Source organism: Melittangium boletus DSM 14713 (assembly GCF_002305855.1).
Classification (GTDB): Bacteria; Myxococcota; Myxococcia; order Myxococcales; family Myxococcaceae; genus Cystobacter; species Cystobacter boletus.
This window is the reverse complement of the sequence record NZ_CP022163.1, coordinates 9,831,762-9,847,216: the sequence shown is the minus strand read 5'-3', so window position 1 is coordinate 9,847,216 and position 15,455 is coordinate 9,831,762. Positions and strand designations below refer to the sequence as shown.

8 protein-coding genes are annotated in these 15,455 nt (G+C 69.0%); 3 read left to right on the top strand and 5 right to left on the bottom strand.

Translation table 11 applies throughout. The features are described 5' to 3' along the window. Positions 1-688: 688 nt before the first annotated feature. Positions 689-4,681 (top strand): GH92 family glycosyl hydrolase, encoded by a 3,993-nt coding sequence (locus MEBOL_RS40575; protein ID WP_095983318.1) that lies wholly within the window; start codon positions 689-691, stop codon positions 4,679-4,681. A gap of 62 nt (positions 4,682-4,743) precedes the next feature. Here the strand turns inward: MEBOL_RS40575 and MEBOL_RS40570 are convergent, their stop codons facing one another. The 4 genes from MEBOL_RS40570 to MEBOL_RS40555 form a co-directional block, all read right to left on the bottom strand. Beyond that, positions 4,744-7,464 (bottom strand): SNF2-related protein, encoded by a 2,721-nt coding sequence (locus tag MEBOL_RS40570; protein ID WP_245920229.1) that lies wholly within the window; start codon positions 7,462-7,464, stop codon positions 4,744-4,746. Positions 7,465-7,680: 216 nt separating this feature from the next. Beyond that, the gene (locus MEBOL_RS40565) at positions 7,681-9,006 is read right to left on the bottom strand and encodes a DUF58 domain-containing protein (protein WP_095982426.1); all 1,326 of its coding nucleotides are present in this window, start codon (positions 9,004-9,006) and stop codon (positions 7,681-7,683) included. Next, positions 9,003-9,956, bottom strand: coding sequence for an AAA family ATPase (locus MEBOL_RS40560; RefSeq protein ID WP_095982425.1), 954 nt, complete (start codon positions 9,954-9,956; stop codon positions 9,003-9,005). The genes MEBOL_RS40565 and MEBOL_RS40560 overlap by 4 nt, the downstream gene beginning before the upstream one ends. Further along, positions 9,953-10,900, bottom strand: coding sequence for a hypothetical protein (locus tag MEBOL_RS40555; RefSeq protein WP_157823989.1), 948 nt, complete (start codon positions 10,898-10,900; stop codon positions 9,953-9,955). Before MEBOL_RS40555 ends, MEBOL_RS40560 begins: the two co-directional genes overlap by 4 nt. Before the next feature lie 87 nt (positions 10,901-10,987). Here MEBOL_RS40555 and MEBOL_RS40550 point away from each other — a divergent pair, with 87 nt between their 5' ends. After that, the gene (locus MEBOL_RS40550) at positions 10,988-13,048 is read left to right on the top strand and encodes a peptidylprolyl isomerase (RefSeq protein WP_095982423.1); all 2,061 of its coding nucleotides are present in this window, start codon (positions 10,988-10,990) and stop codon (positions 13,046-13,048) included. Between the two features lie 30 nt (positions 13,049-13,078). Here the strand turns inward: MEBOL_RS40550 and MEBOL_RS40545 are convergent, their stop codons facing one another. Further along, entirely contained in the window at positions 13,079-14,185 is a 1,107-nt protein-coding gene (locus tag MEBOL_RS40545; RefSeq protein WP_095982422.1) for an HD domain-containing phosphohydrolase, read from the bottom strand. A gap of 261 nt (positions 14,186-14,446) precedes the next feature. On the opposite strand from MEBOL_RS40545, the gene MEBOL_RS40540 reads away from it, so the two are divergent. Then, complete coding sequence (locus tag MEBOL_RS40540) at positions 14,447-15,448, top strand: NAD(P)H-dependent amine dehydrogenase family protein (RefSeq protein WP_095982421.1); 1,002 nt, start codon at positions 14,447-14,449, stop codon at positions 15,446-15,448. The last annotated feature ends 7 nt before the right edge of the window (positions 15,449-15,455 follow it).

The following is a 15,455-nucleotide window of genomic DNA, read 5'->3' as shown; positions in this document are numbered from 1 at the left end:
TCCCTTGGCTCATAGACATTCCCCTTTGCTTTGATACGGCCACATGCCGTTTCGGGCGTGTTCCCGGTACGCCCATTTGTCAGAAATTCACTGGGGGTGCAAGTCGGGCTCGAAGGGGGTTTGCTTGTGGGATGGTCGCTCACAGCGGGAGTGGTGAATTTTAGATTGGCTAAAAATCTAGGCACTAGCATGCGAGTATTTCGTACCAGCTTGCTTGCCTGCTCTGCTGTGCATCTGCGAACGGCGTTCACCGTAACAGCTCGCTGGACCCCATCGTAACGAGAGAGGTGGGAGCGTGAGACGTCCAGGCGGGGCACGGCGAGCTGTTACGATTGCTTCTGTTCAACACCCTCTCAGATCCAGTTCAACAGCCTCTGAGGATCGGCACGGCTCGCAACGGCCGTGCTCAGGGAGCTGAGAAGCCCCGTGGATGGAAACGGAGCGCGGATCAATCCCTGGCAGTTCTTCAAAGGCAAGCAACTTGAGTTCCAGGGAGCAATCCGATTTCCCGTGAGGCCTGATGGAGTGGCGTTGGACTTTCGTTGGGCCGCAGGCACTGGAGGCGGAAGGTTTCACCGGCACGCGATTTGTCGAGGTGTGATGCAGCGGTTCGCTCTCACGATGGAGCGCTGTCGGAAGAGTTCCTTGGCCTAGGATGCGCGCCCCCCTATCGCTGAAGGATCTCCGCATGATCGTTCACGTCTTGCGCTTCACGCATTTACTTGCCGTCGTTATCGCCATGACTGTGGGTTGTGGCTCTTCGTCCGATCCCGAGAAAGACGCGGGAACTACTCCCGACGCGGGCACCAGCCCCGATGCTGGCACCGACCCCGACCCCGATGCTGGCACCGACCCCGACCCCGACCCCGACGCGGGCACCGATGGTGGATCACCCGAGTTGCCGCGCGAGTTCTACTCGTCATTCGAGGCCACGGATCCTCAGCCCCAGTGGACCTCCACGGTCGACATCGATGCCAGGGGACAGAAGAAGTCCTCGGGCGTCACCGGGGAGACTGACACGCGGATCCTCGGCAGCATCTCGGAGCAGGTGGTCGCGGTGACCGCCAGTGGCGAAAACCCTCCCGATGAGATCGCGACCCGTGTCTCCGACGGCGAGGTGACCTCCAAGTGGCTGGTGTTCGCGAGCACCGGCTGGGTGCAGTTCAAGCTCTCCCAGCCCATCGCCGTGAAGCGCTACGCCCTCTCCTCCGCCAACGACGCGCCCGAGCGAGACCCCGCCGCCTGGACCCTCGAGGGTTCACAGGATGGAGTGAGCTGGACCGTGCTCGACAGCCGCGGCAATGAGTCCTTCGCCACCCGCTTCGAGACCCACACCTACGAGTTCTCCAACACCACCCCCTATCTTCATTACCGTCTCAACATCACCGCCAACCATGGTGGTGGCATCGTGCAGCTGGCCGAGCTCCAGCTCTCCAACGGCGATGACACCCCGCGGCCGGTGTCCGACATGAAGAGCGCTGTCGGGAACGGCCCTGGTGCCTCGCACAACGCCAAGCTCGGCGCTGGATTCACGGGCACGCATGCGCTCCGCTTCGCGGGCGCGGTGACGGCGAACGGCCGCGGCTATTCCTACAACAAGCTCTTCGATGTCGACGTGCGGGTCACTCCGACGACGGAGCTGTCGTATCTGATCTTCGTGGATGAGGCGATCAATGACCTGACCTATCCCGGGACCTACGCGGCGCTCGATCTCGCCTTCGACGACGGCACCTACCTGAGCGAGCTGAACGCCATTGACCAGCACCACGCGGTGCTGAGCCCGGCGGGGCAGGGCGCGTCGCGGACGCTCTACACGGGCGAGTGGAACTACAAGGTCGCGCGCATCGGTGACGTCGCCGCGGGCAAGACGATCAAGCGCATCCTGGTGGGCTATGACCAACCGCAGGGGCCCGTCTCGGCCTTCGGCGGCTGGATCGACGACATCCGGATCACGGACAAGCCCGTCCATGTGACGCCCACGCACCTGTCGGATTACGTAACGACCCTGCGAGGCACCCACTCGAGTGGTGGCTACTCGCGTGGCAACAACTTCCCCGCGACGGCGATCCCCCACGGATTCAACTTCTGGACCCCGGTGACCAACGCGGGCTCGGCGAGCTGGATCTACGAGTACCACCGCCGCAACAACGCGGACAATCGACCGACGCTCCAGGCGTTCTCCCTGAGCCACGAGCCAAGCCCGTGGATGGGTGATCGGCAGAGCTTCCAGATCCTCCCCTCGGCGGTCGAAGGCACACCGAACGCCAACCGCACCGCACGTGCCCTGGCCTTCCAGCACGAGAACGAGATCGCACGGCCCTACTACTACGGGGTGAAGTTCGACGAGGGCATCCAGGCCGAGCTCACGCCCACCGATCACGCCGCGATCTTCCGCTTCACGTTCCCCGGAGACAACGCGAGCCTCATCTTCGACAACGTGAACAACAACGGTGGGATCTCGCTGGATGCCTCCGCGCGTGTGCTCACGGGCTACTCCGACGCGCGCAGTGGGCTCTCGACGGGGGCGTCGCGGATCTTCGTCTACGCCACGTTCGACCGGCCGGTGGCCTCAAGCGGCATGCTCCCCGGAGGCGGGGGGGCGAACGTGACGGGCTACATGCGCTTCACCGTCCCGGCGGACGACCGCACCGTGACCATGCGAATCGCCACGTCCCTTATCAGCGTCGAGCAGGCCAAGAAGAACCTGGAGCTCGAGATCGCGGAGTCCGAGGGCTTCGACGACGTGAAGGCCCGCGCACGGGCACTCTGGGATCAGCGGCTCGCGATCATCGAGGTGCAGGGCGCCAATGAGGATCAGCTCACCACGCTCTACTCCAACCTGTACCGACTGTTCCTCTATCCCAACTCGGGATTCGAGAACACCGGCACGGCGGACGCTCCCGTCTACGAGTACGCGAGCCCGGTGTCGGCGCCCGTGGGGGCCAGCACGCCCACTCGGACCGGCGCGAAGATCGTGAGTGGCAAGATCTACGTGAACAACGGCTTCTGGGACACCTACCGGGCGACCTGGCCCGCCTACGCGCTGTTCTCGCCGACCCGGGCGGGCGAGCTGATCGACGGCTTCGTGGAGCAGTACAAGGAGGGGGGCTGGGTCGCGCGCTGGTCGTCGCCCGGCTATGCCGATCTCATGACGGGCACGAGCTCCGATGTGGCCTTCGCCGACGCCTACGTGAAGGGCGTGAGGAACTTCGATGTCGTGGCGGCCTATGACGCGGCCGTGAAGAACGCGACGGTCCGGCCGACCAACTCCGGTGTCGGGCGCAAGGGGCTCGAGTCGTCGATCTTCCTCGGCTACACCTCGACCTCGACCGGAGCCGGCCTGTCGTGGGCGATGGCGGGCTACCTGAACGACTTCGGCATCGCGAACATGGCGAGCGCGCTCGCCGAGGCGAACCCGAGCGACCCCCGCCACCAGGAGTATGTCGAGAACGCGGAGTACTTCCGCGAGCGCGCGCTCAACTACGTGAACCTGTTCGACCCGTCGATTCAGTTCTTCCAGGGCAGGAACACGAGTGGCGCGTTCGTGACGCCCGCGGAGGACTATGATCCGCGCGTCTGGGGCCACGACTACACCGAGACCAATGGTTGGAACACCGCCTTCGACGCGCCCTATGACGGCCAGGGACTCGCCAACCTGTACGGTGGCAAGGCCCAGCTCGCCGCGAAGCTCGACGAGTTCTTCGCCACGCCGGAGACCGCGAGCTTTGGTGGCTCCTACGGCGGCGTGATCCACGAGATGATCGAGGCGCGTGACGTGCGCATGGGCCAGCTCGGCCTGAGCAACCAGCCCTCGTTCCACATCCCGTACATGTACAACCACGCCGGACAGCCGGCGAAGACGCAGGAGAAGGTCCGCGACGCGCTCGCGCGTCTGTGGATCGGGAGCAACATCGGCCAGGGGTACCTCGGCGACGAGGACAATGGCGCGATGTCGGCATGGCATCTCTTCAGCGCGCTCGGTTTCTACCCGGCCGGGGTGGGGAGCGCGGACTACGTCATCGGCTCGCCGCTCTTCACCCGGGCGATCGTTCATCTGGAGAATGGCCGCGACATCACGATCAACGCGCCGGCCAACAGCCCGAAGAATGTCTACGTGCGTGCCCTGCGGGTCAACGGTCAGCCGTATACGAAGACCTCCCTGTCCCACGCACTGCTCGCCGCCGGAGCCACGCTCGACTTCGACATGTCTCCCACTCCCACCACGTGGGGAACCGGTGCCGACGATGTGCCGCCCGCCCTTACTCCCGAGGGCGTCATTCCCCAGCCGCTGAGCGACACCGCGACGGGCGGCGTGGCCACCGCGAGTGACGGCACGAGCACGAGCGCGCTCTTCGACAACACCTCGACGACGAGCGTGAGCTTCACCGCCGAGAACCCCGTGCTGCTGTACCACTTCGCCTCGGGCACGCCGCAGGTCACCTTCTACACGCTGACGTCGGGCACCGCCGCGATCGATCCGACGGGCTGGACGCTGAGTGGCTCGAATGACGGAGTGACCTTCACGACGCTCGATCAGCGCAGCGCGCAGACGTTCCGCTGGCGCACGCAGACGCGTGCCTTCCGGGTCGCGACTCCGGGGGCCTACGCGTACTACCGTCTCGAGTTGACCGGCGCGGCGGGACTGTCGCTCGCCGAGGTGGAACTGCTCGCCAAGCCGTAGTTCCAAGTCCTCGTCCGGCCGCGGAGGCGCGTGGCCGGACGGGGACGGGCCTTCCGCGTCTCCTAGACGAGCCAGAAGTAGGCGGACGCGATGAGGGAGCGCTTCTCGGTGACCTTGGACTTGTTGATGAGGTCCGAGATCTGCCGATCCTTGGCCGCGTAGCGCTTCTCCTCCTCGTTGCGCAGCGAGGCCAGCTTCTTGCGGTACTCGCGCTCCAGGCGCTCGGCATGGGCCCGGGCCTTCACGCGCTCGGAGGGATCTTCCTGCGCGCACACCACGCGGCGCGCTTCCTGCCAGAGCTCTCGCGCTCGCTCCACGGCCTCGCGCGACTCCAGGAGGCAATCCTCGGCGTAGCGGTCGGCGCGCTCACGCGCCACGTCCAATTCCAGGGCGTTGCGGCGCTCGGCGGCGCGCAGCACCTCGTCCTTGGCGGCCATGAGCGCCTGCTCCTGCATGAGCGACACGGACACCGGAGGCGGACGCAGGCGGCGCTCTTCCTGGCCCACCAGCTTCATGAAGTGCTCGCCGTCGGCCAGGGGCAGGGCGCGGAAGCCCTTGCCGTCGCGCTCGAGCAGCAGCACCAGGTGGAGCATGCGCTCCTCGGCCTTGAGGCCCGTCGTCTCGCACTTGTAGACGAACCACCAGCCCTCCTGGCCGGCGAGCCGGGCGAGCTTCGCCGGGAGGCCCGCGGCGTTGAGGCGCAGGTAGTTGATGGCGTCGTGGGTGCGGTCGCGCACGGCGTAGGCGGCCTTGGCCACCTGGAGCCGGCCCGAGGCGTGGCTGCCCAGCACCGAGCCCGTGAGGGCGCGCGCTCCCTGCTGGCGCTTCTCGAGCGCCTCCTTCGTCATGGCACCGGCCATGCGCAGCCGCCGGCGCACGTCTCCGTCGAAGCGCTCCATGAGGACGGAGCGCGCCTCGGTCATGCGCTCGCTGATGCGGCCTTCCATGTCCGAGCGCAGCTTGTCGAAGGCGGCGTTGATGTCGTCCGGGTGGCGGCAGGACTGGTAGATGTCGAGGATGCGCCGCTCGAAGTCCACGCCGCTCTCCAGCGCGCCGAGGATTTCATCTGACGCGCCGAACACGCCGTCGAACAGGCTCAGCTTCTTCTCGAGCAGCTCGTACAGGCGCGCGTCCGCGGCGTTGCGGCGGTTGAGGAAGTTGATGACGAGCACGTCGCGCTGCTGGCCGTAGCGGTGGCAGCGGCCGATGCGCTGCTCCACGCGCTGCGGGTTCCACGGCAGATCGTAGTTCACCACCAGGTTGCAGAACTGGAGGTTGAGTCCTTCCGCGCCGGCCTCGGTGCAGATGAGGATCTGCGTCTTGTCGCGGAACTCGTTCACGAGCGCGCGGCGCTCCTCGGGGCCGCCGCCCGAGTCACCCGAGAGCAGGGAGATCTTCCCCTCGTAGCCGTGCTGGGACAGGAGCGTGGTGAGGTACTGCTGGGTGCGCTTGGACTCGGTGAAGATGAGGGCCTTCTCCGGCCAGCCTTGGCCCTTCATCACCTTGAAGGTGCGCTCCAGGGCGCGCGTGAGGGCCTCGCCCTTGGCGTTGACCTTGATGGAGTCGGCGAGGTCCGCGTACTGCTTGAGCTCCCACATCTCGTTCTCGAGCGTGCGGATGCTCACGGGCTTGTCGGAGGCGGAGGAGCCGTCGAGCCATTCCTCGCCGTCCTCGGCGAACTGCCTGGCTTCCTCGGGCTCGAAGAAGCCCAGGGCGCGCTGGCCCAGGCGCGCGGCCTCCAGGCGCTTGATGAGGTTCTCGCTCAAGCGGCGCAGGGTGGGGGCGATGGCGTAGGTGCTGGAGGCCAGGAGCTTGCGGTAGCAGAGCGTGAGCAGCGTCTTCTTGCCCGGCTCGATCGCGGCGACCTCGGAGCGGCGCAGGTACTCGCTCACCTTCTCGTAGAGGTCATGCTCCTCGGGGGAGGGGGCGAAGTCCTCCACGATGGAGCGGCGGTTGGTGTAGCGCACGTACTCGCGCACCTGGCGGCGCAGGGTGCGCTGCACCACGGGGGCGAGCCGTTCCTTGAGCTCGGTGGCGGCGTCGCCGGGCAGACCCCCCGTCTCGCCCTCCAGGCGGTAGCGGCTGCGGAAGGCGTGCTCGGGGCCGAGGATCTGCTCGTCGAGCAGCGTCACCAGTCCGAACAGCTCCATCAGGTCATTCTGCAGGGGCGTGGCGGTGAGCAGCAGCTTGGGGCGGCCCTGGAGCGAGGCGCGCAGGGCCTGACCCGTCTTGTGGCCCGCCTTGTAGGCGTTCCGCAGGCGGTGGGCCTCGTCGATGATGACGACGTCCCAGGGGATTTCGGCCACCAGCGCGGCCTTGTTGGCGGCGAAGGGGTGCGAGCAGATGACGGGGAAGGGCTGATCGAAGCAGTTGCCCGTGGCGCGCACGGTGCGGCCGTCGACCATGACGGATTCCAGGTCGAACTTCTCGCGCAGCTCGCTGTTCCACTGGGCGCGCAGCACGGCGGGGGCGAGGATGAGGATGCGCGTCTTGCCCTCGGCCATGAGCTGGGCGATGACCATGCCCGCCTCGATGGTTTTCCCGAGGCCCACCTCGTCCGCGAGCATGCAGCCGCCGCGCGAGAGCGAGTCCATGGCGAAGCACGCGGCCTCGAGCTGGTGGGGGTTCAGGTCCACGCGGGCCTCGGCGAGTGCTCCGGCGAGCCGCTCGCGCGAGTCCGAACTCTTGATGGTGAGCTCCTCCGCGAGCAGCCGCTCGTGGAAGGGCGTCAACGTGTGCGCCTGCTGCCCGGCGTCCTGGGAGGAGTCCTCCCCCGAAGCCATCACCGCCGCCGCATCCGCCACCACCCGCAGCTCCCTGAACTCCCTCGCCTCCGCCAAGCGCCTGTCTCCGTCCGTTCGAGCGTGCTCACACAGGCGTGTAGCACGAATGGGCGGCCATTTTGTTGACCGGGACGCGCGTGTAAAGGGGGTCGTCGCGGAGGCCGGAAAATCGGCCTCGGATCGCTTGGCACGGTTTTTCTTCGGAAGCGTCGCGAACTACAACAACCCGCGCGTTTTTACATGCAGATAGGTGTTGACGGCGGCGGCGCCAAAGCCTTTCGCCGGGGCCCGCACCACGAGTGCGCCCGCGTCCCGAAGGGTGAGGGCGGTGCGTTGGTAATCTTCTTCCAGGCGCGTCGCGGCCTGGCGCGCGTAGGCGTCCGGAACGGTGGTGGGCACGTCCGTGGCGGCGCGCTGGAGATCCTCGTCCAGGAGCGAGGCCACCACGGGCAGGTGGCGGGGGCGCAGGGCCAGCGTGCGCGAGAGCAGGGTGCCCGAGGCATCCGGGTCCACCAGGTCCGTGAAGAGCACCACCAGCGAGCGGCGCGAGGAGCGGGCGAAGGCGAAGTCGTAGGCGCGCCCATAGTCGCTCTCCTCGAGCGCCGCCTCGGCGCGGTAGAGGGCCGAGGTGAGCAGGCGCAGGTGTTCGCTCCCCTTTCGCGGAGGAAGGAAGGCGTGCACGTCCCGGGCGAAGGCGAGCACGCCCACCTGATCTCCCGCGTCCAGGCTCACCTTGGCCAGACGCAGGGCCGCGTCCACGGCATGGTCCAGCTTGCGGCGGCCATCCACCCGGCCCGCCATGTGGCGCCCGCAGTCGAGCAGCAGCAGCACGGGTTGGTTGCGCTCGGGCTGGTACACCCGCACGGTGGTGCGTCCCCGCCGGGCCGTGGCCTTCCAGTCCACCGAGCGCAGATCATCCCCGGTGCGGTACTCGCGCAGGGACTCGAACTCACGGCCCTCGGCGGCGCGGCGCAGGGTGCGCTCGGCGGGCGCGTCCGAGGCCAGGGTGAGCGCGAGGGCTTCGCGCGTGAGCCCGGTGAGATCCGGGTACACCTTCACGTCCCGCGCCGCGGGCACGCGCACCTGACGCGCGCACAGGCCCAGGGGTCCCATCAGGCGCAGGTGCACGTCGCCCAGGTGCAGATCTCCCCGCGCGGACGGCGTGAGGACGTAGGAGAGGATGGCCTCGGGCGCCTGGGGCGAGAGCGAGAAGGGCTGTTGGTGTCCGCGCACGTCCACGCCCGGTGGGACTTCGTCTCGCACCTGGCCGCGCACGGGCTTCGGGCCTCGCGACTCCAGCACCAGGCGCACCGGGTTGGCGACGCCGGAGGAGAGCACGGGCTCGAGTTCGCGCCGCACCGCCACGTGCGAGGCGCGAGGCGCGGCGAGGAAGTCGCCCACGCACAGCCCGAGCACCGCCAGGTCCAGGGCGAGCGCGAACCCGAGGAAGCCCTCGCCCGCCACGGCGAGCGCCGCGGGCACCAGGGCGAGCGCCACGAGCGCCACGGCGAGCCCCGTGGGGACGGGCCGGCCGGAACTCACCGGGGAACCTGGACGCGCTCCAGCGTCTGGCGGAGCACGTCGTCCGCGGTGAGGCCTTCCACCTCGGCCTCGGCCTTGAGCAGCAGGCGGTGGTTGAGCACGCTCGGGCACACGGCCTTCACGTCGTCCGGGGTGACGAAGTCGCTGCCCTGGAGGGCCGCGCGGGCCTTGGCCGCCGCCAGCAGCGCCTGCGCCGAGCGGGGAGACGCGCCCAGGCGCACGCGGGGGTTGGCGCGCGTCTCTCGGATGAGGCGCACCGTGTACGAGAGGACGGATTCGTCACAGGCCACGCTCGCCGCGCGCTCCTGCAACTGGGTGAGCGTCGCCGCGTCGAGCACCCGCTCCACCACGGCCGCGCGTCCGTGCCGCTGGTGGAAGGCGCGCACCATGTCCAGCTCGGCCTCGGGCGGCGGGTAGCCCACGCGCACGCGCATCAGGAAGCGGTCGAGCTGGGCCTCGGGCAGGGGATAGGTGCCCTCCAGCTCCAGCGGGTTCTGCGTGGCCACCACGAAGAAGTGGGGGGGCAGCGTGTGCGTGGTGCCATCGAGCGTCACCTGCCGCTCCTCCATGGCCTCCAGGAGCGCGGCCTGTGTCTTGGGCGGCGTGCGGTTGATCTCATCGGCCACCAGCAGCTCGGTGAAGATGGGTCCCTTCACCAGGTGGAAGGCGCCCTCCTGGGGCCGGAAGACGTGGGTGCCGAGGATGTCGCTCGGCATCAGGTCCGGGGTGAACTGGACGCGGGTGAAGTCCAGGCCGAGCGCCGAGGCCATGCTGCGCGCGGTGAGCGTCTTGGCCACACCGGGCACGCCCTCGAGGAGCACGTGGCCCCTCGCGAGGAACGCGGTGACGAGGTCCGCCACCACGTGGGGCTGGCCGAGCACCGCGCCGTGCAGGGACCGCAGCAGCCGCTCCAGGGCGGGAAGCGCCGGGGAGGACGGCGAGGTCGTCAAGCGGGCTTCTCCTTCAAACCGAGCAGCGTGCCCACCAGGCTTCCCACGGAGCCCAGCAGGCCGATGAAGGCACCGAAGGAGGGCGTGGAGTTGATGGTGGTGGCGTTGCCGATGGGCGTGGGCACCTCGGTGGCGTCGTACGAGAGCTTCATGAAGATGAGGCACCAGACGAGGCAGACGAGGGCCATGGACAGCTGGGTCAGCCAGGGGGCGAGCGCGTTGAGCTGGGGCAGCAGCTTGCGCGAGCGCACCGTGAGCGCGCCGATCACCCCGAGCGACAGCAGGACGCAGATGAAGCCCAGGCTCAGCAGGCCGAGGTTCTCTCCCTCCTCGGCCGTCTCCACCCACGGCATGAAGGACGAGAAGACGACGACGAGGGCACTCCAGAAGGCGATGCGGTCGGCGCGGCTCAGCTCGCCGACGAACTCGCGGAAGTCGGCGATGACCTGCTCGGGATCCTCCACCGGACCGGAGCTCGAACGGCTCGCGCCGCGGACGGGGGGCTCGTCGTCCGCGAAGTCGGCTTCCGGGGCCCGGCGAGGAGCGGGGCGGCTCGCCGCGCTCGCGGCGGGACGAGGCCCGGAGCCCGCGCGTGCGTTCGCCGCGCGGGGCGGCGCGTTGCGGAGGATCTCCTCGGTGGAGCGGATGTTGGTGGCGTCATCGCGCGCCGGCTCTGGCTCGGGAGAGGGGGCGGGCTTCGCCCGTGCGCCAGACGCGACACTCCGGGTGCTTCCGGTGGCGCGGGAGGCGCGGGCCGGCCGGGACGCGGAGCCCTGCTTTCGCGATGCTCCGGAAGACTCGTCGTCGGGAGCGTTCGTCGAGAGGAACGAGGCGTCGATGATGTAATCGCACGAGGGGCAGATGGCGGTGCCATCCGCGACCTGGGTGTTACAGCCGGGGCAGTTCAGGACCGGTGCTCCTTGAGGCAGGAAAGCAGCGTGCATCTTCCGGCGCACGCGCGTTCCAAGTCAAACGCCAAGAGAATCCTAACCCCTGGATTTTCGCGGAGAATTGGCCTACGCGGAGGCGCCATGCATTCTCCGCGCGCCGTGCGTGCCCTCTGCTGCTTCTGGGGGCTCGTGCTCTCGGGTTGTGTCCGCTCCCTCCCCGCCCCAGAGGAGGCACGTGCCTCGGAGGCCGCCATCGCCGCCTGGGAGGAGCAGCGCTCGTTGGCGGAGGGGCGGCTCGTGGCGCTCGCGGAGCGGGGCTCGCCCGCGGTGCGGCTTCGGGCGTTGCGCGCGCTCGCCCGCATCCAGGATCCGTCCACGGTGGGCGTGCTGCTCAAGGCGGTGGGGGATGGCTCGGCGTCCGTGCGGGAAGAGGCCGCGTTCGCGCTGGGCGTGATGGCGCTCTCGTGGGAACCGCTCCAGGAGGAGGAGAAGGCCCGGATGACGCGAGCCCTGCTCGCCGCCGAGGCGGTGGAAAAGGATGAGGGCGCGCGGCGCGCCTTGCTCGAGGCCCTGGGGCGGCTGGCGACGCCGGACGCGGTGGCGCGCCTGGGGGCGCGGTTGTCACACGAGACGGGGGAACTCGCGGGCCGGGCGGCCCTGGCGCTGGGTGTGGCGATGCGCCAGGGCGCGACGATGGCGAACGTGCCATTCGCGCGGGCCGGGGAACTGCTGCGGGTCTCCCAACCCGAATCCTCCCGTTACGGAGGGGCCTACCTGTTGGCGAACGCGAAGCGCGCCGAGGCGTTGCCGGGATTGCGGCGCTGCCTCGGGGATGAGGCGCCGGATGTGAGGGCCCTGTGCGTGAAGGGCATGGGGGAGGTGGGTGGCCCGGAGGACGCGGCGGTGGTGGGTGCCCGGCTCGCGGACGAGGTGCCGCGCGTGGCGGCCGAGGCGGCGCGTGCCCTCGCGAAGCTGGCGTCGCGCTGCGTGGGGGACTGCACGGCCCTGGACGCGCTCGCGGGCATGGCGCCGCGGGCGGAGCACGTGGCCCGGGGAGACTCCGCGGCGGGTCATGCATGGCTCGCGCTCGCGCAACAGGGCCTGCCCGAGGTGGGGCGCCGGGTGCTGGTGTCCCTGCGTCGGGCGCTCCAGGAGGCCCTGCCCGCGGCGGTCTCCGACGTGGCCCGGGACGACGTGTTGAACCTGGATTGCCGTCTGGCGGCGGCGATGGATCGTCAGCGCGGCGTGCTCGACGAAGTGCTGCGCTGTGGGGGAGAGCGGATTCCCGAGGGCTGGCGGCTGGCGCTGGGGCTCCAGGAGGTGGCCCGCTCGAGCGTTTCGAAGGGCGCGGTGGGTGCGGTGCGCTACCTCACGCATCCGGATGCGCGCGTGAAGCTGGCGGCGCTCGCGGTGGTGTCGGCGCATCCCGTGCGGGAAGCGGCCGAGCCCGTGCGCGCGCTCCTGTCGGGAGCCGATGCCGTGGTGGCCGCGTCGGCGGCGAGTACGGCGGGCGTGTTGAGGGACATGCGGGCATTGCCCGGGGTTCGCGCGCTCGCGGAGCGCGTGCCCGAGGAGCCGGATCTCGCCGAGCCGGTGGCCTCGGGATGGGTGGCGCTCGCGGGGAAGGACGCGGAAGAGCTGTTGCGCTCGTGGTTGGCGCATCCGCACGCCAACGTGCGCCGCGTGGCGGCCGCGTCCCTGAGTTCCCTCACGGGCAAGCCGGTGCGAGCGCCGCATCGCGCGCTCCCCGAGGATGCGCGCCGTTCCGAGGCCGCCGCGCCGGGCACCACGCTGACCTTCCGCACGCGCAAGGGGGACTTCACGGTGGCGCTGGACGCGGGCGCGCCGCTGACCTCGGGCAACCTCGTCGCGCTCGCGCGTCAGGGGTACTTTCGTGGGCTCACCTTCCACCGCGTGGTGCCGGACTTCGTGGCCCAGGGGGGCGATCCTCGAGGGGATGGGGAAGGGGGCCCGGGCTACTCCATCCGCTGCGAGATCACCCGCCGCGCCTACCGCCGGGGCGTGCTGGGGATGGCGCTGTCGGGCAAGGACACGGGGGGCAGCCAGTTCTTCTTCACGCACGCGCCCCAGCCGCACCTGGATGGCCGCTACACGGCCTTCGGCGAGGTGACACGCGGCATGGAGGTGGTGGACCGGTTGCTGGAGGGCGACACCCTGATCGACGTGGGGGTGTCGCCCTGAGACGAGGCGGAGGGACGGGGCGGGGGACGCTCAGCTCGCGACGCGGCTGGGCACCTTGCCCGGGGTGAAGCCCGCCCAGAGCGCGTTCTCCGCGTTCTCCATGTCCTCGACCTTCTTGCGGATGCGCTGCCACTCGGCGTCGGGGATGCGCAGGAAGGCCTCGGCCACCTCGGGATCGAACTGCGTGCCCGAACAGCGCTTGATCTCATCGCGCGCCACGGACATGGGGCGGCCCTTGCGGTAGGGACGATCCGAGGTGATGGCGTCCACCGTGTCGGCGATGGCGAAGATGCGCGCGCCGATGGAGATGTCCCGGCCCTTGAGCCCCTGCGGGTAGCCCTTGCCGTCCCAGCGCTCCTGGTGGTGCAGCACGATGAGCGAGGCGTCGTGCAGGTAGGGCATCTTCGCGAGGATCTTGTAGCCGTACTCGGGGTGCTTGCGCATCTCCACCCACTCCTCGGGGGAGAGGGGGCCGGGCTTGAGGAGGATGGTGTCGCTCACGCCAATCTTGCCGATGTCGTGCAGGAGCGCGCCCTGTTCCACCACTTCCAGCTGGGTGGGCGTCAGGCCGATCTCCTCGCCGATGCGGCGCGAGTAGAGCGACACGCGGCGCGAGTGCCATTGCGTCTCGGTGTCGCGGTAGTCGAGCGCGCTGATGAGACCATCGAGCAGACCGTTGGTGCGCTCGACCACCATGCGCTCCAGGTCGCGGTTGATGGCCGTGAGCTCGGCGTTCTTCTCCGCCACTTCGCGCGTGAGCCGCTCGTTGGACTCCACCAGCCGGAAGTGCTCGATGGCCTGGCGCACCGCACTGGTCAGCTCGCTGAGCGACCACGGCTTGCCGAGCAACCGGAACACTTCACCCCGGTTGACCGCCTCCGAGGCCGTACGGAAATCCGCCGCCGCCGTGAGCATCAGGCGTACCGCTCTCGGGTTCTTCTCGCGCAGTGTGCGCAACAGCTCCACGCCGTTGAGCAGCGGCATCATGAAGTCCGTCAGCACCACCTGGAATCCCTCCTCCTTGGCGGCCTGGGCGGGATCCGTGTGCGTGATGACCTCGTAGCCCTCCGATTGGAGGATGCGCGAGAGCGCGGCGAGAATGAGCGGATCGTCATCCACTACGAGGATGCGGTCCATGAATACAGCCTCCCAACCCAGTGAAGAACAGATGTTGAAGAACGGTGCCGGTTATACACGGCTTCACCCCCAAAGGTCACACCCTCTGCGCGGACTCCCCGTGCTCCTGCCTGCTTGACAAGCCCTCGGAACTTTTGCCCTTTCTGCACAGTCGGGCTCAGCCCGCCTCACGAGCCGCTTGCCTGTCCGGCTGGGGGTGGTCTATGGTGCGCGGGATCCTCGATATGCGTTGTAACTCCTTGATATTTGGAGAGTTCTCCGATGCCTAGAGCCTCCGCAGGGCCGGTCCCGGTGGTGGTCATGGGGTTGGGAGTCATCGGGCAGGAGATCGCCAGGGCCGCCCAGCTATCACCCGAAGTGGAATTGCTCGGGGTGATCGACGCCAATCCTCAACTCGTGGGACGACCCCTGTCGGACGTGCTGGGGGTCGCTGGAGTGAAGGGCAAGGTCGCCGGCTCGCTGGACGCGGCCGTGGGCCGGCGCAAGGGCGTCGTGCTGCTGCATGCCACGGGCTCGCGGCTCGCGCAGGTGATGGATCAGCTGCTCGAGGCCATTGCCCTGGGCATGCCGGTGGTCTCCACCTGCGAGGAGCTGGCCTTCCCCTTCCTCAAGTACCCGGAGCTCGCGCAGAAGCTGGATGACGCGGCGCAGCGGGCGGGAGTGGCGGTGCTCGGCACGGGCGTCAATCCCGGCTTCGTGATGGACCGGCTGGTGGCCACGGTGGGCCAGGCCTGCGGTCCGGTGCGCCATGCCACGGTGACGCGCGTGGTGGATGCCCGGGATCGCCGCGAGTCCCTGCAGCGCAAGGTGGGCGCGGGGCTGAGCGAGGACGAGTTCTTCGCCCTGGTGGACCGCGAGCAGCTGGGCCACGTGGGGCTGGTGGAGAGCGCGGCGCTGTGCGCGCTCGGGCTCGGCATGGACTGTGATGACTTCGAGGAGGAGATCGTCCCGGTCTTCGCCGAGGAGGACATCTCGGGTGGCGCCTTCCCCGTGAAGAAGGGGCGGGTGGCCGGCATCTTCCAGTCCGCGGTGGGGCTGGAGGAGGGGCAGGAGCGGGTCAGATTGGAATTGACGATCGCGGTGGGCGCGGATGATCCCGGCGACCGCATCGAGATCGAAGCGGAGCCGAAGCTGGTCGTTGAAATTCGCGGGGGGGTGCCTGGCGACCGGGCAACCGCACACATGCTGGTGAACGCCGCCCCGCGCGTGACGGCCGCCGAGGCCGGTCTTCTGACCGTGCTCGAGCTTCCGGCCGGTCGTTAAAGGGAGA

Bases quoted from the DNA above. Each gene is read 5' to 3' on its own strand.
- MEBOL_RS40575 (WP_095983318.1), top strand. From the start codon at position 689: ATGATCGTTCACGTCTTGCGCTTCACGCATTTACTTGCCGTCGTTATC.
- MEBOL_RS40570 (WP_245920229.1), bottom strand. From the start codon at position 7,464: ATGGCTTCGGGGGAGGACTCCTCCCAGGACGCCGGGCAGCAGGCGCAC.
- MEBOL_RS40555 (WP_157823989.1), bottom strand. From the start codon at position 10,900: ATGCACGCTGCTTTCCTGCCTCAAGGAGCACCGGTCCTGAACTGCCCC.
- MEBOL_RS40550 (WP_095982423.1), top strand. From the start codon at position 10,988: ATGCATTCTCCGCGCGCCGTGCGTGCCCTCTGCTGCTTCTGGGGGCTC.
- MEBOL_RS40545 (WP_095982422.1), bottom strand. From the start codon at position 14,185: ATGGACCGCATCCTCGTAGTGGATGACGATCCGCTCATTCTCGCCGCG.
- MEBOL_RS40540 (WP_095982421.1), top strand. From the start codon at position 14,447: ATGCCTAGAGCCTCCGCAGGGCCGGTCCCGGTGGTGGTCATGGGGTTG.